The sequence below is a fragment of the Micromonospora sp. NPDC049201 genome (assembly GCF_055586805.1).
In genome coordinates this window covers 217,457-235,610 of the sequence record NZ_JBVJHM010000006.1, presented here as the reverse complement: position 1 = coordinate 235,610, position 18,154 = coordinate 217,457, and the positions used below count along the sequence as shown (strand labels likewise).

Genomic DNA, 18,154 nt, shown 5'->3' with positions numbered 1-18,154 from the left:
GAAGGGGGAAGGACACCATGTCCGACCTGCCCCTGATCCAAGCGGATCACGCCGTGCCGCCGCCGGCCGCGACCACCACCACCGGTGGTCGCGGTCGCCGGCTACGGCTCCTGTCCGGCACCGACCGCGTGGTGATCACGCTGATGGTGCTGGTGCCCCTGCTGCTCGTCCTCGCCCTGGTCTGGCTGCCCGCGGCGGCGACCGTGCTGCTCTCCGGCACGGACTGGGACGGCATCGGCCCGCTCGGCGAGATCGACTGGGTCGGGCTGAAGAACTACGACGACGTGGTGAACAACTACCCGCCGTTCGTCCCCGCGGTGCAGAACAACCTGCTCTGGCTGGCCGCGCTCTTCGTGGTGGCCACCCCGATCGGGATGTTCCTCGCCGTGCTGCTCGACAAGGAAATGCGCGGCAGCCGGTTCTACCAGACCGCGCTCTACCTGCCGGTGGTGCTCTCGCTGGCGCTCGTCGGCTTCATCTGGCAGCTCATCTACAGCCGGGACCAGGGCCTGCTCAACGGCGTGTTCGGCGGCGACACCGACTGGTACGGCGACCCGAACGTGAACATCTGGGCGGTGCTGGTCGCCGCCGGTTGGCGGCACGTCGGCTACATCATGCTGCTCTACCTGGCCGGCCTCAAGGGCGTCGACCCGTCGTTGCGGGAGGCCGCCGCCGTGGACGGTTCCTCGGAGACCAGCACGTTCTTCCGGGTCGTCTTCCCGGTGATGCGCCCGATCAACATCATCGTGCTGGTGGTCACCGTGATCGAGTCGCTGCGCGCGTTCGACCTGGTCTGGGTCATCAACAAGGGCCGCAACGGGCTGGAGCTGATCTCGGCGCTGGTCACCCAGAACGTGGTCGGCGAGGCGAGCCGGATCGGCTTCGGCTCGGCACTGGCCACCATCATGCTGGCCGTCTCCCTGATCTTCATCACCGTCTACCTCTGGACCGTCATGCGGGAGGACAAGCGATGACCGCCGCCGTCTCCCCCGGCCGCCGCCGGCCGCTGCGGCCGGCCCGGGTGGTGCTGCACCTCTTCCTGGGTACGATCGCCGTCGGCTGGTTGTTCCCGCTGTTCTGGGCGGTGCTCACCTCGTTCCGCTCGTACCAGTACACCGCCGTGCACGGCTACGTCTCCTTCGGCGGCTGGACGATCGACAACTACGTCACCGCGTGGCGGACCGCCGAGTTCGGCAAGCACTTCCTCAACTCGCTCTACATCACCCTGCCGGCGGTGCTGCTCACGCTCTTCCTCGCCTCCTGTGTGGCGTTCGTGATCGCCCGGTTCAGTTGGAAGCTCAACATCGTGTTGCTGGGCCTGTTCACCGCCGCGAACCTGCTGCCCCAGCAGGCCCTGCTGATCCCGCTGTTCCGGATGTTCACGCAGATCCCGCTGCCGGCCTGGATGAGCGACTCGGAGCTGCTCTACGACAGCTACTGGGGGCTGATCCTGGTCAACGTCGCGTTCCAGTGCGGCTTCTGCGTCTTCGTGCTGAGCAACTACATGAAGGCGCTGCCGCACGAGCTGTACGAGGCCGCGATGGTCGACGGGGCAAGCGTGTGGCGGCAGTACTGGCAGGTCACCCTGCCGCTGTGCCGACCGGCCCTGGCCGCGTTGGCCACGCTGGAGGTGACCTGGATCTACAACGAGTTCTTCTGGGCGACGGTGCTGATGCGTACCGGCGACAAGTTCCCGGTGACCAGCTCGCTGAACAACCTGCGCGGCCAGTTCTTCACCGACAACAACCTCGTCTCGGCCGGCTCGGTGCTGGTCGCGATCCCCACCCTGGTGATCTTCTTCCTGCTCCAGAAGCAGTTCGTCCGGGGCCTGACGCTGGGAGCCTCCAAGGGATGACGATCGTTCATCTGCGCCGGGCGGGGACCAGCCTGGTGCTCGACGCGCGCGGCTCGGGGTTGCCCCGAGTCGTGCACTGGGGTGCCGACCTCGGGCCGCTGTCGACCGCGGACCTCTCCGCGCTGGTCGACGCCACCGTCGCGCCGGTGGTGCCGAGCAGCTTCGACGAACCCACCGTGCTGTCGCTGCTGCCCGAGGGGAGCGCGGGCTGGGGTGGCCGGCCCGGGCTTGCCGGCCACCGCGACGGCCGGGACTGGTCCACGGCGTTTCGCCTGGTCGGTCTCGACGTGATTGACCCGCCGAGCGACGACGGACCCGAGGCGGGGGCCGCGCGGGTCACCGTGCGGGCGGCGGACCCGGGCGCGGGGTTGAGTCTGTCGATCGAGATCACGCTGGACCCGGCGGGGTTGCTGACACTGCGGCACCGACTGCGCAACGACGGCGACGGCCGCTACGAGCTGCGCGAGCTGACCCCCGTGCTGCCGGTGCCGGCGGTCGCCACCGAGCTGCTCGACCTGACCGGGCGCTGGTGCCGGGAACGCGAGCCGCAGCGGCACCCGTGGCCGATGGGCGCCTGGGTCCGCGAGGGGCGGCACGGCCGCACCGGGCACGACGCCACGTTGCTGCTGGTCGCCGGCGTCCCCGGCTTCGGCTTCGAGCACGGCGAGGTGTGGGCGGTGCACACCGCGTGGAGCGGCGACCACGTCACGGTGGCCGAGCGCCGCCCCACCGGCGAGGCCACACTCGGCGGCGGTGAACTGCTCGCGCCCGGCGAGATCGTGCTCGGCCCCGGCGAGGAGTACGCCACGCCGCTGCTGTACGCGGTCCGGTCGGCGGACGGGCTGGACGGGCTCAGCCACGTGCTGCACACCCACCTGCGGGCCCGGCCGGGTCATCCGCGCACGCCGCGCCCGGTGACGCTGAACGTGTGGGAGGCGGTCTACTTCGACCACGACCTGGACCGGCTGCGGGCGCTCGCCGACCGGGCCGCCGAGGTGGGCGTGGAGCGCTTCGTGCTCGACGACGGCTGGTTCCGCGGCCGGCGGCACGACCTGGCCGGGCTCGGCGACTGGTGGGTCGACGAGCAGGTCTGGCCGGACGGGCTGCAACCCCTCATCGACCACGTACGCGGGCACGGCATGCAGTTCGGGCTCTGGGTCGAACCGGAGATGGTCAACCCCGACTCCGACCTGTTCCGCGCCCACCCCGACTGGGTGCTCCAGACACCGGGCCGGCTGCCCCCGGCGTGGCGGCACCAGCAGGTGCTCGACCTGGCCCACCCGGACGCGTACGCGTACCTGCGCGACCGGCTCGACGCCGTGCTCAGCGGGCACGACGGGATCGCGTACCTCAAGTGGGACCACAACCGTGACCTCACCGAGGCCGGGCACGGCGGCCGGCCCGGCGTGCACGGGCAGACCGTGGCGATCTACCGCCTGCTGGACGAGTTGCGCGCCCGGCACCCCGGCCTGGAGATCGAGAGCTGCTCGTCCGGTGGGGCCCGGGTCGACCTGGAGATCCTGCGCCACACCGACCGGGTCTGGGCCAGCGACTGCAACGACGCGCTGGAACGACTCTCCATCCAACGCTGGACCGGGCTGCTGCTCCCGCCGGAGCTGATCGGCACGCACATCGGCCCGGACCGCTCGCACACCACGCACCGCGTGCACGACCTGGGCTTCCGGGCGGTCACCGCGCTCTTCGGCCACCACGGCATCGAGTGGGACATCGCCGCGATCGACGCGTCCACGCGGGTCGAACTGGCCGCCTGGGTGGCACTGCACAAGCGGCTGCGCCCGCTGCTGCACGGCGGGCGGGTGGTCCGGGTCGACCACCCGGACCCGGCCGTGCAGGCCCACGGCGTGGTCGCCCACGACCGCTCCCGGGCGGTGTACGCGGTCAGCCGCGTCGCCACCTCCGTCGCCCAGGTGCCCGGCGCGGTGCGGCTGCCGGGGCTGGACCCGGCGCGGCGCTATCTGGTGCGCCCGCCGGCCGGGGTGCCGGAGCCGGCGCTGTTGGAGCTGACCCCGCCGGGTTGGCTGGCGTCCGGCGCCGGGATGACACTCCCCGGGTCGGTGCTCGGCACGGTCGGCCTGCAACTGCCCGCGCTGCACCCGGAGCAGGCGCTGCTGCTGGAGGTCACCGAAAGCTCCTGAGAAACTTCGCCGACGGATGTCGAGAACCGGGGTGGTGGCTTCTACCCGGGGTGGAAGCACCGACAATCGGTGCTCGGCGTGAGGAGCGAATCGTGAAGTACATGCTGCTGATGCAGTTCAGCGCGGCCGGGACCGACATCCCGCCGGTGGACACCTGGACGCCGGCGGAGTTCCGGGCGCACCTCGACTTCATGGGCGAGGTCAACGCGAAGCTCACGGCCGACGGCGAGTTCGTGCAGGGTGAGGGGCTGGGCGGCCCGCAGCAGGCCCGGATCGTGCGGGCCGGCGCCGACGGCGCGCCGGTGGTCACCGAGGGGCCGTTCGCGGAGACCAAGGAGTTCCTGGCCGGCTTCTGGATCGTCGACTGCGAGACGCCGCAGCGGGCGGTCGAGATCGCCGCGTTCATCTCCACCGCGCCCGGCCCCGGCGGCCGGCCGCTGCGCATGCCGATCGAGGTGCACCCGGTGATGTCCGGCCCGCCGCAGGAGATGTGACCCTGGCCGACCACACCGTCGAGGACCTGCTGCGCGAACTGGCGCCGCAGGTCCTCGGTGTGCTCGCCCGCCGCTTCGGTGACTTCGCCACCGCCGAGGACGCGGTGCAGGAGGCGCTGCTCGCGGCCAGCCGGCAGTGGCCGGTCGACGGGCTGCCGGACCATCCGCGTGGCTGGCTCACGCAGGTCGCGTACCGGCGGATGATCGAGTTGGTGCGGGCCGAGGCGGCCCGGCGGGACCGGGAGGACCGCGCGGCCCGGCGCTCCGGCGACGACCGGCGGACCGCACCGGCCGCCGACGAGCCGGTGACCGGCGACCGGGACGACACGCTGGTGCTGCTCTTCCTCTGCTGTCACCCGTCGCTGACCACGCCGTCGGCGATCGCGCTGACGCTACGGGCGGTAGGTGGGCTGAGCACCGCCGAGATCGCCCGCGCGTTCCTGGTGCCCGAGGCCACCATGGCGCAGCGGATCAGCCGGGCCAAGCAGCGCATCCGCGACTCCGGGTTGCCGTTCCGGCTGCCCGAGCCGGCCGATCGGCAGGCCCGCCTCGCCGCCGTGCTGCACGTCCTCTACCTGATCTTCACCGAGGGGCACACCGCGAGCCTCGGCGACGACCTGCGACGGGTCGACCTCTGCGAGGAGGCGATCCGGCTGGCCCGGGAGATGCACCGGCTGCTGCCCGGCGACAGCGAGGTGGCCGGGCTGCTCGCCCTGATGCTGCTCACCGACGCCCGCGCCGCCGCCCGGAGCGGCCCGTCCGGGGAGCTGATCCCGCTGGCCGAGCAGGACCGGTCCCGCTGGGACGCCGCCGCCATCGCCGAGGGCACCGCGCTGGTCACCGACGCGATGACCCGGGGGCCGGTGGGGCCGTACCAGCTCCAGGCCGCCGTCGCCGCGCTGCACGACGAGGCGCCGACCGCGGCGGCCACCGACTGGCCACAGATCCTCGCGCTGTACGGGGTGTTGGAGCGGCTCACCGGCAGCCCGGTGGTGGCGTTGAACCGCGCGGTGGCGACCGCCATGGTGCACGGCCCGGCCGCCGGCCTGGACGCGCTCGCCGGCCTGGCCGGCGATCCCCGGCTGGCCGGTTCACACCGGCTCGACGCGGCCCGCGCCCACCTGCACGAGATGGCCGGCGACCACGACGCCGCCGCGACCCACTACCGTTCCGCCGCCGCCCGGACCACCAGCCGCCCCGAGCAGGAGTACCTGCTGACCCGCGCCGCCCGCCTGCTCCACTCTCGTTGATCAAGGAGTTCGCGTCGGCATCCGCCCGGTTCGCGACGCGAACTCCTTGGTCAACTCGTGCGCGAGGTGGTGTCGCGGAGGGCGAGGGCGACGGTGGCGAAGAGGGCGACGCCGCAGCCTACGCCGGAGACCAGGGCGACCGCTCCCGCGTCACCGCCGAGCGCGTGGGTGAGGAAGCCGGCCACCCCGAGTGCGGTCATCACCGCGCCGAGCCAGTGGTAGCGCGGCATCCGCCACACCGCCGCCAGGCCGAAGAAGTGCACGCCCACCACCACCGCGACCCAGGCGACCGACACGGCAGGCCGGTCGAACACGTTGTTGATCACGGCGAGGCCGCCGAAGAGCGCGACCGCCTCCACCGCCACCACGATCCAGTAGCGGCGGTCCATGAACCCCGCCGCCTCCGGTCCCCGCGCACCGGGTGGGGCCTGCGCGACCCGGAACAGACCGACCAGGAGCAGCGTGGCCACCAGCAGGCCGGCGACCCGCAGCACCAGCGGCCAGGGCGCGGGCAGGCCGCCGCTGTTCACCATGACGAAGACGGTCCCGAACGAGATCGCCACCAGCGAGCCGATCACCAGTCCCGACGGTCGTCCCCTGGTCCCCGGCGTGCTCATCGCGTCCCCTCCCGACGATCGCGCGCCGCCCGGTCGGCCCGACGCGCGCCAGATCGTACGGCAGGCCGACTCGGTCAGATCGAGCGGCGAGCGACGCGTGGGCTGGTGGACGACCGAAGGTGCTTCTCCTTGTGCTGCCGCACCATCTCGTCCCACACCTCCTGCGGGAAGTCCGGATCCGGCGGTATCCATCGGTGCGAGTTGTCCGAGTAGTGGAACTTCTCGTCTCCGCGCTCGATCCGGCTCATCGCAGCCAGCCGAGGAAGCGACGATGGAGCATGGTCGGCGAAGCCTCGATCATGTCCTGTGTGGCAGCCACCAGGAACGGGGCCAGGTAGAGGGCGAGGGACAACGACGACTGGTCGTACTCGGCCCGCAACTCCTGACGACGGATGGGGCAGGGCCACGGGCGCTGGCATCCGGAGCAGTGCCAGCGGGGCACGACCGGGTCGTGTGCGGTCACCTCTCCTCCCCTGGCCAGTGCGCGCGCTTGATCGGGAGGTGATGTCTTGCCCGGCACGGCAGGTCGGATCCGCAGCGGCAAACCCTGCACCACCTGGTCCACGACCCCACCGGCCGATGTCGTCGGGCGAAGGTCAGCGCCGCCGCGATCACGCATTGGTCGTAGGTGACGTGCCCACGCATGTCGCGCTCCTCCGTCAGCAACCGCAAGTGACATCACTCTAAGTGCTGTATTGATGTAAACACAACAGCCTGACAGCATGAAGTCACCTAGCGTGCGGGCGTGAGCGATGAGAGCGGCTTCGATCCCGATGTCGCCACCTGGAAGCAACTCGCGGACCGGCTTCGGCAGGCCATCCGTTCAGGCCAGCTTGCCCCTGGTCAGCGAGTACCGACCGAACTGAGCCTCACCCAGGAATACCAACTCAGCCGACTCACGGTCCGCCGCGCACTCCAGCAACTGCGAAGCGAGGGCCTGATCGTGGTCGTACAGAGCCGAGGAACATTCGTCCGGGGCGAGCGGGAGCGCACCACCGTCCCCGTGGGCAAGGGCGACCAGGTGCAGGCGCGGATGCCCGATCCGGAAGAACGACGCCGGTACGCCCTCCACGAGGGCGAGCCCGTCATCGTGGTGACGAGAACGAACGGCAACGTCGAGGCGTACGGGGCGCACAGCGTGACCGTCGTGGGAGCCTGACGACCTCACCCGGTCCGCCTGTTGCCGGTTGATGACAGTGGGTACGGTGCGGTGGTGTCCGTGCATTGGGGACGGTGGCTGCGCCGAGGGCTGCTGGTCGTGGTGGTCGGAGCGACGGCGGCGCTGATTGGCTGGTCGCTGGTCGCCGACGGGAAGACGCCAGTGGCGGTCGTCTCCGGCGCGCTGGCCGCACTGGCGACGATGTTCGTGCCACCCCTCCTGGCTGCGCTCAGGCCCGCCCGGACAGCACATAAGAGCGGCCCCGACTCGTCGCGGGTGTTCGGCGCGGTGCCCCGCGTGGCGTGGCACTTCCAGAACCGACCGGCAGAAGTCCGGGCGCTGCGGTGGGCGCTGAAGGGCCAGGGCCGCGCCGCCCTGGTGGCGCTCGCCGGGCAGCGCGGCGTAGGCAAGTCGCAGTTGGCCGCCGCGTACGCGCGGCAGTGCGCCGAGGACGGCTACGACCTGGTGGCGTGGCTCAACGCCGAGGGTGGACCCACCGCCGAGCTGGCCCTGTTGGCCGAACATGTCGGACTCCGGAGCGGGGCCGACCAGACGCCACACGAGCTGGCGACGGCGGTGACCCGGTGGCTCAGCGAAGGCCGACGGGGCCGGCAGTTGGTGGTGTTCGACAACGTCGACGACCCGGACGACGTGGCGCCGTACCTACCCGGCCCCGGCGGCGCGACGGTGCTGATCACCAGCAACCGGCAGGAGTTCGCGGCCATGCCCGGCGTCGCCGTCGTACCAGTGGGCCTGTTCAGCCCGGAGCAGGGGCGACGGTTCCTGCGGGACGCGACTGGGCTGGCTGACGGCCCGGATGCCGGCGAGGTCGGCGAGCAGTTGGGCTGGTTGCCGTTGGGGCTGGCACAGGCCGCCGCGTACATCGTGCGCAACAAGCTGTCGTACCGCGGCTACCTGGACGCGTTGGACAGGCAGGGCCTGGACGCGACCCTGCGCCGGCAGGCCGGCACCGATCATCCCGGGGTGCTCAAGGCCACCCAACTGAGCGTGGCGGGTCTCGTCGCGGACGATCCGAGCGGGGACGCGGTACGCCTGCTGACGGTGCTGGCTCTCTTGTCCCCGGACGGCATCAGTCGGGAGCTGCTCGACGCCGGCGCGGACGCGTTGGGGCTGGCCGGCGGGGCGGGGCGAGCGCTGGACCTGCTCGCCGGGGCGTCACTCGTCACGCTCGGGGGCGTGGCGGAGGACGAGCGCGGTCGGGACCGGGTAGTCGTGGCAGTGCACCGGTTGACCGCCCGGGTGATTCGCCACCTCGCCGCCAGAGCAGACGCCACACCACCGCTGGCGGACGCGATTGCTGCCGCGGCGGGACTATTGAGCCTGCTCACCAACAACCTTCCCTATCCACAGGTTGCCCAGCGCCGTGCCGAAGTCGACGAACTCGTGGCCCACCTCCTAGCCTTGTACGGCAACTCCGCGAACCCCGTGCCTCTGCTGCTGGTGCCGCTCTTCTGGGCGGCGGACTCGCTGCAAGAGGTTGGTGACCTCAACCGCGCCATCGCCCTTCAGAGGCAGACCCTCGCCGACTGTGAACGAAGCCTGGGGTTCGATCACCCGCACACGCTGACGTCCCGCAGCAACCTGGCTAGCGCTTATGAGTTGGCCGGCGACGTCGAGCAGGCCGTTACCCTGCATGAGCAGACGCTAGCGGACCGCGAGCGGGTCCTCGGCCCCGACCACCCGGACACCCTGGCCTCCCGTAACAGGCTCGCCAGCGGCTACGACTCGTCAGGCCGTTCTGAACAAGCCATCGCGCTCTATGAAAAGACCCTCGTCGACAGCGAGCGGGTCTTCGGGCCCGATCACCCGAATACCTTGGCATCACGCAATGACCTGGCCTACGCCTACCAGTCAGCGAGCCGCACCGAGCAAGCGATCAGCCTTCATGAGCAGACACTCGCCCAAAGCAGCCGTGTTCTGGGCCCCGACCACCCGAACACCCTCTCCTCCCGCTATAACTTGGCCAACGCATTCATGTCGGCAGGTCGCTTCGAAGAAGCCATCACCCTGCACGTACAAACACTCGCTGACCGCATTCGGATCCTCGGTACCGACCATCCGAGCACTATCGGCTCCCGCGTCAGCCTCGCCAACGCCTACGACTCGGTGGGACACGTCGAACAAGCCGTCAACCTCTTGAAGCAGGCCCTCGCTGACAGCCAACGGGTTCTCGGCCCTGGCCACCCGACCACCTTCATTTCCCGCGATGGACTGGCTCACAGCTACCAATCCATGGGCCACCACGTAATAGCCATAGCCCTCTTCGAGCAGACTCTCGCCGACAGCGAACGGGTTCGCAGCGCGGACCACCCGGATAATCTGGCCTGCCGCAACAATTTGGCGTACGCATATCTGTCGGCCGGACGCGTCGCACAAGCCATCACCCTCTACGAACGAACCCTCGCGGACTGCGAGCGAGTGTTGGGGGCCGACCATCCAAGGACCGCAACCGTGCGTAGAAGTCTGGACTCGGCGCGTCGCCGTTGACACCACACTTATTCGCACTACGACCTGAGCTGACCGCGTACGCGAAGAAAGGTGGCCGGGTCCGTGCAGACCCGGCCACCCGATGCGCGGTCGGTCAGCTCGCGGAGCAGGTCACCGCCGGGGTGGCGGCGCTGCCGTTGCCGATGAAGCCGAACGTGGTGCTGGCGCCGGCGCCGAGCCGGCCGTTGTAGTCGACGTTGCGGGCGGTCCACGCCGACCCGCTGCCGCTGACCGTGGCGTTCCACGCCTGGCTGACGGTCTGGCCGTTGGCGAAGGTCCACGTCGCCCTCCAGCCGGTGATCGCGGCGGAACCGGCGGTCACCTTGACGTCGCCCTGGAAGCCGCCCTGCCACGAGTTGACGACGGTGAGGGTGGCGGTGCAGCCACCGGTCGGCGGGGGCGTGGTGGTCGGCGGCGGGGTCGGGGTCGGGGTCGGGGTCGGGCTGGGGCTGGTGGTGGGGCTGGGGCTGGTGGTCGGGCTCGGCGAGCTGCCCGAGTAGACCGACGCCTCGCGGGAGGTGGCGGCGATGCCGTTGGCGCCGTTGAAGATGCGCTGGCCCCAGGTGGTGAGCTGGGCCGGGTTGAAGCCGGTGGTCATGTCCAGGTATTCCACGCCGCCGCCGTTGCCGCTCCAGGACCAGCCGAGGTAGCCGATCCGGTTGGTCTGGGCGTAGGACATGATGGCGTCCTCGTCGGGGTTGCCGTCGGAGTGGTTGAAGCCGAACTCACCGACCACGATGGGCAGCCCGGCGGTGCGGAACCGGCCCAGGTAGTCGCTGATCTCGGCGGCGGTGTCGAACACGCCGTACATGTGGATGGAGAAGACGGTGTTGCGCTGCGGGTCGGCGTTGAAGACGGTGCCGGCGTTGTCGCGCATGGTGAACGACCAGTCCTGGCCCCAGTTCGGCGCGTCCACCATGATGGTGTGGGTGAGGCCGCCGGCGCGCAGCCGCTTGATCGCGTTCGAGGTGTCGGTGGTCCAGGCGCTGTAGCCCTGGTTGCCGAACGGCTCGTTGCCGATGTTGACGATGACGTACTTCTCCTGGCCCTTGAGCACGTCGGCGATGCTCAGCCAGTAGTCGGTCGCCTTGGCCAGCGTGGTGGCGGCGCCGTCCTCGCCGTAACCGGTGGTGTCGTGCACCTCCAGCACGCAGATGAGCCGGTTGGCCTTGCACAGTGAGATCACGTTGGCCACGTCGGCGGCGCTGTTCTTCGTCCAGCGGTCACCGCTGGCCAGCACCACCCGGACCGTGTTGGCGCCGAGGGCCTTGATGTTGGCGAACGAGCTGGTCTGCTGCGGGTACCAGGTGTGCGCGTGGTTGACGCCGCGCATCACGAACTCGGTGCCGTTGGCGTCGTAGAGCCGACCGTTGGAGACGGAGAACCCGGTCGCGGCCTGCGCCGGCTGCCCGAAGGCGAAGACGGCGGTGAGCGCCGTCAGCAGGGCGACGCCCGCGGCGGAGAGCATTTTCTTCATGGCTGTCCTCTGAAGGGAGATCTCCCCCGTGCCCGTGTGGGGGTGCGGTGATGGTGATGACGGTCCCGGACGCCGGCATCAGCGTAGGCCGATGAACCTCTGAAGGCAACCGGTTAAGTCCTGTGGCGGCCCGCGTCGTCACGGGCCGCCACAGGGGCGGTCATCCCCACCACAGGATGGTGCGCCTCTCCGGTCTGAACCGGTTAAGCGGACTGTAGGCAGCCTCGAACCACTCGTCAAGGTTGACACGCTCCCGACGGGGTATCCGGGGACGATCCACCCCGGGAGGAGAGGCGCCATGGTGAACGTCGGCTACACCCTGATGTGCGAGCAGGCCGGTCCGAAGGAACTGGTCGACCACGCCGTGCGCGCCGAGGCCGCCGGCTTCGACCACCTGGTCATGTCCGACCACTACTATCCGTGGCTGGAGTCGCAGGGCCACTCGCCGTACGCCTGGTCGGTGCTCGGCGCGGTCGCCCACGCCACCACCCGGCCGGAGCTGCTGTCGTTCGTCACCTGCCCGATCCGCCGCTACCACCCGGCGGTGGTGGCGCAGAAGGCCAGCACCATCGGGGTGCTGTCGGACGGGCGGTTCACGCTCGGCCTCGGCGCCGGGGAGAACCTCAACGAGCACGTGGTCGGCGGCTGGCCGCACGTGCAGCAGCGGCACGAGATGTTCGAGGAGGCGTTGCAGATCATCCGGCCGCTGCTCAACGGCGAGACGCTGACGTTCTCCGGCAACCACTTCGACGTGCCCGACGCGTATGTCTGGGACCGGCCCGAACGGCCGGTGCCGATGGCGGTGGCGGCGTCCGGCCGGCAGTCCGCCACGCTCGCCGCCGAGTACGCGGACGCCATGATCGCCACCGACCCGCTGTCCCACCTCGTCGACATGTACGAGGAGGCCGGCGGCGCGGGTCGCCCCCGCTACGGCCAGGTGGCCATCTGCTACGGCCCCGACGAGGACGAGTGCCGCAAGATCGTGCACGACCAGTTCCGCTGGTTCGGCATGGGCTGGAAGGTCAACGCGGACCTGCCCAACCCGGACGCGTTCGACGCGGCCACCCAGTTCGTCCGCGAGGAGGACGTGGCCGAGGGCATCTCCTGCGGCCCGGACGTCGAACGGCACGTCGAGGCGTTCAAGAAGTTCGTCGACGCCGGCTTCACCCACGTGGCGCTGGTCCAGGTCGGCGGCGACCGTCAGCCGATGTTCCTCGACTGGGCCCAGGAGGAGCTGCTGCCCCGGCTGCGCGAGCTGTGACCGGTTTCGGGCGGTGCCGCAAGCCGCGGCACCGCCCGGCCGTCGTTCCGAGGAGCTGACGTCATGCGCATCGGAAACACCGAGATCCGGCCCGCCGGCGGCGGGTTCGGCTGTCTCCTGATGATCCTCTTCTCGATTGTGGCCTCGGTGGTGCTGACCGTGCTGCTCAACCTGATCCTCTAGAACCGGCCGCGACCCCGATCGGGCGGCAACAGAATGAGGGCATGAACCTGCTGACCGTGCTGCCGCTGGCGTTCGTGATGGTCGCCGGTCCGCAGCTCGTCAGCGCGATCTTCCTGGCCGCCAGCCGCGACCCGCGGCGCAGCTCGGTGGCGTACCTGGCGGGCGCGGCGCTGGGCACGCTGGTGCCGCTGACGATCTGGTATGCCGTGTTCCGGCTGGTCCGGCACTCCGCCGGCAACGACACGAAGGACAGCGGCAGCCGGCACCTGATCGACTGGATCGTGCTGGCGCTGCTGCTCGTGCTCATGGTGGTCACGTTCCTGCGCCGGAAGCGGAACCAGCCTCCGGGTTGGATGCGCAGGCTGGAGGACCCGAAGCCCGCGTTCGCGTTCGGCCTGGGCCTGCTGCTGTTCCTCGCCATGCCCAGCGACGAGGTCACCATGGCGTCGGTCGCCGGCAGCCTGGCCGGGCACGACAAGCCGTGGTGGCACCTGCTGCCGTTCCTGGTCCTCACCGTGCTGCTGCTGGCGCTGCCGCTGCTCGGGCTCGTGCTGCTGGGCGCACGCGCCGGCCGGCTGCTGCCGAAGATCCGCGACTGGTCCAACGCCCACTCCTGGATCATCAGCGAGCTGGTCATCGCAATCTTCGTAGCCATCATCCTGTCCGACCTCGCCTAACCCGCACGCCCGGGGGGCCGAATTCACGGAAAGCGTGGCTATCCGGCCCCGGATGACCACGCTTTCCCTGAAACAGGGCTCTGCACGGGCGTGAGGTCCAGCTCGGCCAGGACGGGGTAGTGGTCGGAGGCGGTGTCGGCCGCCGCGTCGCGGATCACGCGGACCGCCACCAACCGGTCGGCCAGGGGCGGCGTGGCGAGCAGGTAGTCCAACCGCATCCCGGCGAACTCCGCGCCGCCGTGGCCGGTCGGCACCGTCAGCCCGCCCGGCCCGTCACCGCCGGAGCGCGGCCAGAGATCCACCAGGCCGCCGTCGAGCAGCCGGGCCACCGCGCGGGTGTCCACGGTACGGCCGTCGCGGCGCAGGTGCCGACGCCGGTACGCGGCGGCGAGCCCGGCCAGCCGGGCGGTGTGGTCGACGGCCGGCTCCAGCGTGTTCAGGTCCCCGGCGAGCAGGGCCAGCTCTCCCCCGGCCCGCCGCACGGCCGCCGCCAGCCAGCCCGCCTCGATCCGCCGCCGCGCGCCCGACCAGGGGTTCAGGTGGGTGCTGAACACGGTCAGCGGCCCCGCCCCGGTGGCCACCCGCACCAGGGCGGCGGCGTGGTGGAACGGCCGGCGGACCCGCCCGGCGGCCAGCACCCGCAGCGGCGGACGGACCAGCACCGCCACCGGCTGGCCGAAGCAGGACCGGGCCAGGTACGGCACCAGACCTGTCCGCTCCGCCAACCCGCCCAGCGTGCGGTCCAGCCCGCGCAGCTCCTGGAGGGCCAGCACGTCCGGGCGCTGCGCGGTGACGACCGAGACGATCCGGTCCCGGCGGTCGGTGCCGTCACGGTCCCGACCGCCGGTGCGGATGTTCCAGGTCATCACCCGCAGCATCGTCGTCGTCAGTCCGGCCGACCGGCCTTGGCCAGTTCGTCGTCCAGCTCGTCCACCTGCTCGGACTCGATCGCCGGCTGGTTGCCCTGGGCGACGTCGGCGTTGGGCCGGATCACCCACCAGAGCAGCGACAGCCAGAGCGCGCCGAGCAGGATCGCGCCCATGAAGTCGGTCGGGTGGTGCATGCCCCGGTACATCCGGGAGGTCGCCACGCCGACCGGCATGATCACGGCCATCGCCACGAACAGCCACCGCCACCAGCGGTCGGTACGCGGGAACACGATGATCGCCATGGCGACCCAGAGGCAGATGGTCGCCGCGATGTGCCCGGACGGGAACGACGAGGTGGGCATCTGGCCGTCCAGGTTCTCCACCGGCGGGCGGGGCCGCTCCACCACCCGGGCGCTGGCCAGGAACAGGCTCAGCTCGCCGAACATGGCCAGCACCACGAACAGCACCGGCCGCCAGCGGCGCCACAGGGCCAGCACGATCGGGCAGAACACCAGCGAGACCAGCAGGATGGCGTGCGTGTCGCCGAACTTGCTCCACCACCAGCTCAGGTCGGTGAGCGCGTCGGTGTGCCGGGCGGCGAACCAGCGCGGGACCTCGGTGTCGAGCGTGTCGAAGAACGTGCCCTTGGCGTGGTAGCTGACGTACATGCCGAAGGCGTACAGCACGCCGAAGACGATCACCCAGCCGACCAGCAGCTCGGCCACCGCGGAGCGGGGATGCTCCAGCACCTTCTCCTCGGCCGGGGCGGGCTTGATCTCCTCGCCCGCCTCGGGCTCCAGGCCCTCGCTCAGCGGCGGCACCGGCCGGCCGCGCTCGCGTCGCCACAGCCGGAACGCGTACGCGGTGACGCCCAGCCAGGCCGCGCCGAGCAGCCAGCCGCCGAGCACGTCCGACACGAAGTGCACGCCCAGCGCGATCCGGGTCAGCCCGACCAGGAAGACCAGCACGGCGGCGATGGCGATGGCCGGCTTGCGCCAGCGGGGCGCCATGGCCGGCAGGAACACCAGCAGCAGCGCGCCGTACGCGACGAACGAACCGAGCGCGTGGCCGCTGGGGAAGCTGTTGCCGGGGGCGCTGGCGATCGGCACGTCCACCACCGGGCGCAGCCGCCCCACCAGCGCCTTGAGCGACGGGTCGAGGATCAGCCCGCCCACGCCGGTGACGATCAGGTAGACCGCCAGCCGGGACTGGCGGCGGATCAGCAGGCCCACCACCGCGATGGTGATCAGCCAGATCAGCACCGGTCGACCGCCCAGGTCGGTGATCGCCTGGAGCACGGTGACCAGCGGGTGGTGCGGGGCCACGAGGTTGTTGAACCACTCGGCCGCCGCGTGGTCGGCGTCCTGGAGCGGGCTCCAGCGGAACCGGACGAGCATGAGCAGCACGCCGAAGGCGACGCCCGCGCCGGCCACCGCGAGCAGCCCGACCAGGCTCCGCTCGGCGAAGTGGCCGAGCGGCCGGCGCCCGGCTTCCTTGACCGCGGTCACACCGCACCTCCCTTTTCTTCTGCGAGGCGCGCTGTACCCGATCGGCGTGGCTCTCACACGCCGCGTCGGCGCGGCGTCAGAGCGCGGTCATCTCCCCGGTGTCGAACAACTCCTCGCGTTGCGCCTCCGGCTGCCACAGATCCGGCTGGGCCGGCTCCTCCACCCCGATCCGCATGGCCTCCAACTGGGCGGCGAAGGCCAGCCCGCCGAAGAGCGCCATGCCGGTGAGGTTGGCCCAGAGCAGCAGCGCCATCATGCCGGTCAACGCGCCGTAGGTCTGGCCGAAACCGCCGCTGTACTTGACGTACGCGGCGAGCAGCAGGCTGGCCAGCCACCACAGCGCGATGGCGATGCCGGCGCCGAAGAAGAGCCAGGACAGGCCGGGTTGCTTGCGTCGGGGCGTGTGCCGGAACAGCACCGCCACGGCGAGCACGGTCAGGCCGAGGCTGAGCGGCCAGCGGATCACGTCCCAGACGACGGTGGCACCCTCGCCCCACTCGTAGTGCCGGCGCACCGAGTCGCCCAGCGCGCCGCCGCCGACCAGGATCAGGAACCCGATCAGCGCGGGCACGCCGGCGACCACCGCGAGGACGGCGGCGCGGACGTACTTGGGGAACGCCGGACGGTCCCGCTCGACGCCGTAGATCCGGTTGGCGCCGCGCTCGATCTGCGCCATCGTGGTGGTCAACGCGACCAGGCCGGTGATCAGACCGAGGGTCAGCGCCAGTTCGCCGGCGTCCTCGGTGCGGTCGGAGTCGGTCAGCAGCTCCTGCACCATGGTCTCGCTCTGACCCGGCGTGATCGCCAGCACCGTGTCGGCGACGACCTTGCCGCCCTCGTCCGCGCCGAGGTCGGTGATCAGGCCGGTGAGCGCGATCAGGAACGGCACCACGGCGAGGCAGAGCTGCAACGCCAGGGCTCGGGAGTGGCTGAAGCCGTCGCCGTAGCGGAACCGGATGAACGCGTCCCGCAGCAGGGACCAGCCGCCGTGCCGGCGCAGCGTGCGCCAGGCGTCGTCGGCGGACAGCTCGTTCTCGGCCATCAACCGCGTCTCGGGGACGAGCTTGGTGCTACTCACGGCGCGCCTCGTCGATCAGACGCTCGCCGCGCTCGGCGGCGGCCTTGGCGTCCTCCGCCAGGTCGGGGTGGTCCGCCGGGCGTGGCACGCAGAGCCAGAGCGACTCGGGTCGGATGGTGGCGGTGAGCGAGCGGCCCGGCTCGATCAGGTCGCCGTCGAGCTGCCGGGGCTGGGCCCGGTTGCTGGCGATCTCGACGGTGCGGGCCCGGAACACCTCCATCCGGGGCACGCTGCCGGTGCGGCGCACCAGCGCCCAGCCCATGGCGACCCAGTGGCCGAGCGTGCGCGGGGTCAGCACCGCCACGTCGAGCCAGCCGTCGTCCGGCTCGGCGTCGGTGAGCAGGCGCACCCCGCCCTGGAGCCGGCCGACGTTGGCCACCAGGACCGAGCGGGCCCGGCGGCGCACCGGCGCCCGGCCGTCGATCCGGACCGAGACCCGCATCGGCCGGTCCCGCAGGTGGCGGGCGGCGCCGACCAGGTAGGCCGGCCAGCCGATCCGCTTCTTGGTGGTCTCGGAGGTGGAGTCGAGCATCTGGGCGTCGAAGCCCATCCCGGCCATCACCGCGAAACACTTGTCGTCGACCACGCCGACGTCGAGTCGGCGCATTCCGCGCTCGACGGCGACCTCCAGCCCGGCGGCCAGGTCGTTGGAGAGGCCGAGGTTGGCGGCGAGCAGGTTGCCGGTGCCCTGGGGCAGCACGGCCAGCGCCACGTCGGTGCCGGCCAGCGCGGTCACGCAGGCCATCACGGTGCCGTCGCCGCCGCAGGCGAAGACCACCTCGGCGCCGGCCTTCACCGCCTCCTCCGCCTGGCCGCGGCCCGGGTCCTCGACCGTGGTCTCGTACCAGGTCGGGGCCGGCCAGCCGGCCGCGTCGAGCGCGCCGTCCACGATCCGCCGGAACTCGTCGAGGTCGGCCACCTTCACCGGGTTCACCACCACGGCCGAGCGCGGGGTCCGGTTCTCGGCGGTCACCGGAAGCTTGTCGTCTGCACCGTCCACGGCGTCAGTGTGCAGGACACCGGGCGCGGCGGCGAGCCGGCGGGCGGGGTCGTTGCGAGGAC

17 protein-coding genes are annotated in these 18,154 nt (G+C 71.2%); 9 read left to right on the top strand and 8 right to left on the bottom strand.

Annotated elements, in window-relative coordinates; all coding sequences use genetic code 11:
- Nucleotides 1-17: 17 nt before the first annotated feature.
- From ACZ6O5_RS15230 to ACZ6O5_RS15210, 5 genes are all read left to right on the top strand, one after another.
- Nucleotides 18-974, top strand: coding sequence for a carbohydrate ABC transporter permease (locus ACZ6O5_RS15230; protein ID WP_465977548.1), 957 nt, complete (start codon nt 18-20; stop codon nt 972-974).
- Nucleotides 971-1,855: a carbohydrate ABC transporter permease gene (locus ACZ6O5_RS15225; RefSeq protein ID WP_465977547.1), complete on the top strand. Its 885-nt coding sequence runs from the start codon at nt 971-973 to the stop codon at nt 1,853-1,855. The genes ACZ6O5_RS15230 and ACZ6O5_RS15225 overlap by 4 nt, the downstream gene beginning before the upstream one ends.
- Nucleotides 1,852-4,011 (top strand): alpha-galactosidase, encoded by a 2,160-nt coding sequence (locus ACZ6O5_RS15220; RefSeq protein ID WP_465977545.1) that lies wholly within the window; start codon nt 1,852-1,854, stop codon nt 4,009-4,011. The genes ACZ6O5_RS15225 and ACZ6O5_RS15220 overlap by 4 nt, the downstream gene beginning before the upstream one ends.
- 101 nt (nt 4,012-4,112) lie before the next feature.
- Entirely contained in the window at nt 4,113-4,505 is a 393-nt protein-coding gene (locus tag ACZ6O5_RS15215) for a YciI family protein (protein ID WP_465977884.1), read from the top strand.
- A 2-nt stretch (nt 4,506-4,507) separates the two neighbouring features.
- Nucleotides 4,508-5,755 carry an RNA polymerase sigma factor gene (locus ACZ6O5_RS15210; RefSeq protein ID WP_465977882.1) on the top strand — a complete coding sequence of 416 codons (1,248 nt, stop codon included), beginning with the start codon at nt 4,508-4,510 and terminating at the stop codon, nt 5,753-5,755.
- A gap of 50 nt (nt 5,756-5,805) precedes the next feature.
- Here ACZ6O5_RS15210 and ACZ6O5_RS15205 read toward each other — a convergent pair whose 3' ends face one another.
- The 3 genes from ACZ6O5_RS15205 to ACZ6O5_RS15195 all read right to left on the bottom strand — a co-directional run bounded on the left by ACZ6O5_RS15205 (nt 5,806) and on the right by ACZ6O5_RS15195 (nt 6,835).
- On the bottom strand, nt 5,806-6,372 hold the full coding sequence (locus tag ACZ6O5_RS15205; RefSeq protein ID WP_465977543.1) for a hypothetical protein: 567 nt from the start codon (nt 6,370-6,372) through the stop codon (nt 5,806-5,808).
- A gap of 74 nt (nt 6,373-6,446) precedes the next feature.
- Nucleotides 6,447-6,620 (bottom strand): hypothetical protein, encoded by a 174-nt coding sequence (locus tag ACZ6O5_RS15200; RefSeq protein ID WP_465977541.1) that lies wholly within the window; start codon nt 6,618-6,620, stop codon nt 6,447-6,449.
- Nucleotides 6,617-6,835 carry a flavin reductase gene (locus ACZ6O5_RS15195; protein WP_465977539.1) on the bottom strand — a complete coding sequence of 73 codons (219 nt, stop codon included), beginning with the start codon at nt 6,833-6,835 and terminating at the stop codon, nt 6,617-6,619. The genes ACZ6O5_RS15200 and ACZ6O5_RS15195 overlap by 4 nt, the downstream gene beginning before the upstream one ends.
- Nucleotides 6,836-7,117: 282 nt before the next feature.
- Here ACZ6O5_RS15195 and ACZ6O5_RS15190 point away from each other — a divergent pair, with 282 nt between their 5' ends.
- A complete protein-coding gene (locus ACZ6O5_RS15190; RefSeq protein WP_465977537.1) occupies nt 7,118-7,531 on the top strand; it encodes a GntR family transcriptional regulator in 414 nt (137 codons plus the stop codon).
- A 21-nt stretch (nt 7,532-7,552) separates the two neighbouring features.
- Nucleotides 7,553-10,039 (top strand): tetratricopeptide repeat protein, encoded by a 2,487-nt coding sequence (locus ACZ6O5_RS15185; RefSeq protein ID WP_465977535.1) that lies wholly within the window; start codon nt 7,553-7,555, stop codon nt 10,037-10,039.
- Nucleotides 10,040-10,133: 94 nt separating this feature from the next.
- Here ACZ6O5_RS15185 and ACZ6O5_RS15180 read toward each other — a convergent pair whose 3' ends face one another.
- The gene (locus ACZ6O5_RS15180) at nt 10,134-11,516 is read right to left on the bottom strand and encodes a cellulase family glycosylhydrolase (RefSeq protein WP_465977533.1); all 1,383 of its coding nucleotides are present in this window, start codon (nt 11,514-11,516) and stop codon (nt 10,134-10,136) included.
- Between the two features lie 298 nt (nt 11,517-11,814).
- On the opposite strand from ACZ6O5_RS15180, the gene ACZ6O5_RS15175 reads away from it, so the two are divergent.
- Both ACZ6O5_RS15175 and ACZ6O5_RS15170 read left to right on the top strand, forming a co-directional pair.
- The gene (locus tag ACZ6O5_RS15175) at nt 11,815-12,777 is read left to right on the top strand and encodes a TIGR03557 family F420-dependent LLM class oxidoreductase (protein WP_281935123.1); all 963 of its coding nucleotides are present in this window, start codon (nt 11,815-11,817) and stop codon (nt 12,775-12,777) included.
- Between the two features lie 224 nt (nt 12,778-13,001).
- Nucleotides 13,002-13,637 (top strand): GAP family protein, encoded by a 636-nt coding sequence (locus tag ACZ6O5_RS15170; protein WP_465977531.1) that lies wholly within the window; start codon nt 13,002-13,004, stop codon nt 13,635-13,637.
- A 38-nt stretch (nt 13,638-13,675) separates the two neighbouring features.
- Here the strand turns inward: ACZ6O5_RS15170 and ACZ6O5_RS15165 are convergent, their stop codons facing one another.
- The 4 genes from ACZ6O5_RS15165 to ACZ6O5_RS15150 all read right to left on the bottom strand — a co-directional run bounded on the left by ACZ6O5_RS15165 (nt 13,676) and on the right by ACZ6O5_RS15150 (nt 18,092).
- On the bottom strand, nt 13,676-14,515 hold the full coding sequence (locus ACZ6O5_RS15165; protein WP_465977529.1) for an endonuclease/exonuclease/phosphatase family protein: 840 nt from the start codon (nt 14,513-14,515) through the stop codon (nt 13,676-13,678).
- A gap of 8 nt (nt 14,516-14,523) precedes the next feature.
- Entirely contained in the window at nt 14,524-16,014 is a 1,491-nt protein-coding gene (locus tag ACZ6O5_RS15160; RefSeq protein WP_465977527.1) for a phosphatase PAP2 family protein, read from the bottom strand.
- A 76-nt stretch (nt 16,015-16,090) separates the two neighbouring features.
- Nucleotides 16,091-17,092: a YihY/virulence factor BrkB family protein gene (locus ACZ6O5_RS15155; RefSeq protein ID WP_465977525.1), complete on the bottom strand. Its 1,002-nt coding sequence runs from the start codon at nt 17,090-17,092 to the stop codon at nt 16,091-16,093.
- Complete coding sequence (locus tag ACZ6O5_RS15150) at nt 17,085-18,092, bottom strand: diacylglycerol/lipid kinase family protein (protein WP_465977523.1); 1,008 nt, start codon at nt 18,090-18,092, stop codon at nt 17,085-17,087. The genes ACZ6O5_RS15155 and ACZ6O5_RS15150 overlap by 8 nt, the downstream gene beginning before the upstream one ends.
- Nucleotides 18,093-18,154: the final 62 nt, after the last annotated feature.

What these genes read in the sequence shown, in the direction of transcription:
- ACZ6O5_RS15230 (WP_465977548.1), top strand. Translation starts at nt 18, where the DNA reads ATGTCCGACCTGCCCCTGATCCAAGCGGATCACGCCGTGCCGCCGCCG.
- ACZ6O5_RS15225 (WP_465977547.1), top strand. Translation starts at nt 971, where the DNA reads ATGACCGCCGCCGTCTCCCCCGGCCGCCGCCGGCCGCTGCGGCCGGCC.
- ACZ6O5_RS15220 (WP_465977545.1), top strand. Translation starts at nt 1,852, where the DNA reads ATGACGATCGTTCATCTGCGCCGGGCGGGGACCAGCCTGGTGCTCGAC.
- ACZ6O5_RS15215 (WP_465977884.1), top strand. Translation starts at nt 4,113, where the DNA reads ATGCTGCTGATGCAGTTCAGCGCGGCCGGGACCGACATCCCGCCGGTG.
- ACZ6O5_RS15205 (WP_465977543.1), bottom strand. Translation starts at nt 6,372, where the DNA reads ATGAGCACGCCGGGGACCAGGGGACGACCGTCGGGACTGGTGATCGGC.
- ACZ6O5_RS15200 (WP_465977541.1), bottom strand. Translation starts at nt 6,620, where the DNA reads ATGAGCCGGATCGAGCGCGGAGACGAGAAGTTCCACTACTCGGACAAC.
- ACZ6O5_RS15180 (WP_465977533.1), bottom strand. Translation starts at nt 11,516, where the DNA reads ATGAAGAAAATGCTCTCCGCCGCGGGCGTCGCCCTGCTGACGGCGCTC.
- ACZ6O5_RS15175 (WP_281935123.1), top strand. Translation starts at nt 11,815, where the DNA reads ATGGTGAACGTCGGCTACACCCTGATGTGCGAGCAGGCCGGTCCGAAG.
- ACZ6O5_RS15170 (WP_465977531.1), top strand. Translation starts at nt 13,002, where the DNA reads ATGAACCTGCTGACCGTGCTGCCGCTGGCGTTCGTGATGGTCGCCGGT.
- ACZ6O5_RS15165 (WP_465977529.1), bottom strand. Translation starts at nt 14,515, where the DNA reads ATGCTGCGGGTGATGACCTGGAACATCCGCACCGGCGGTCGGGACCGT.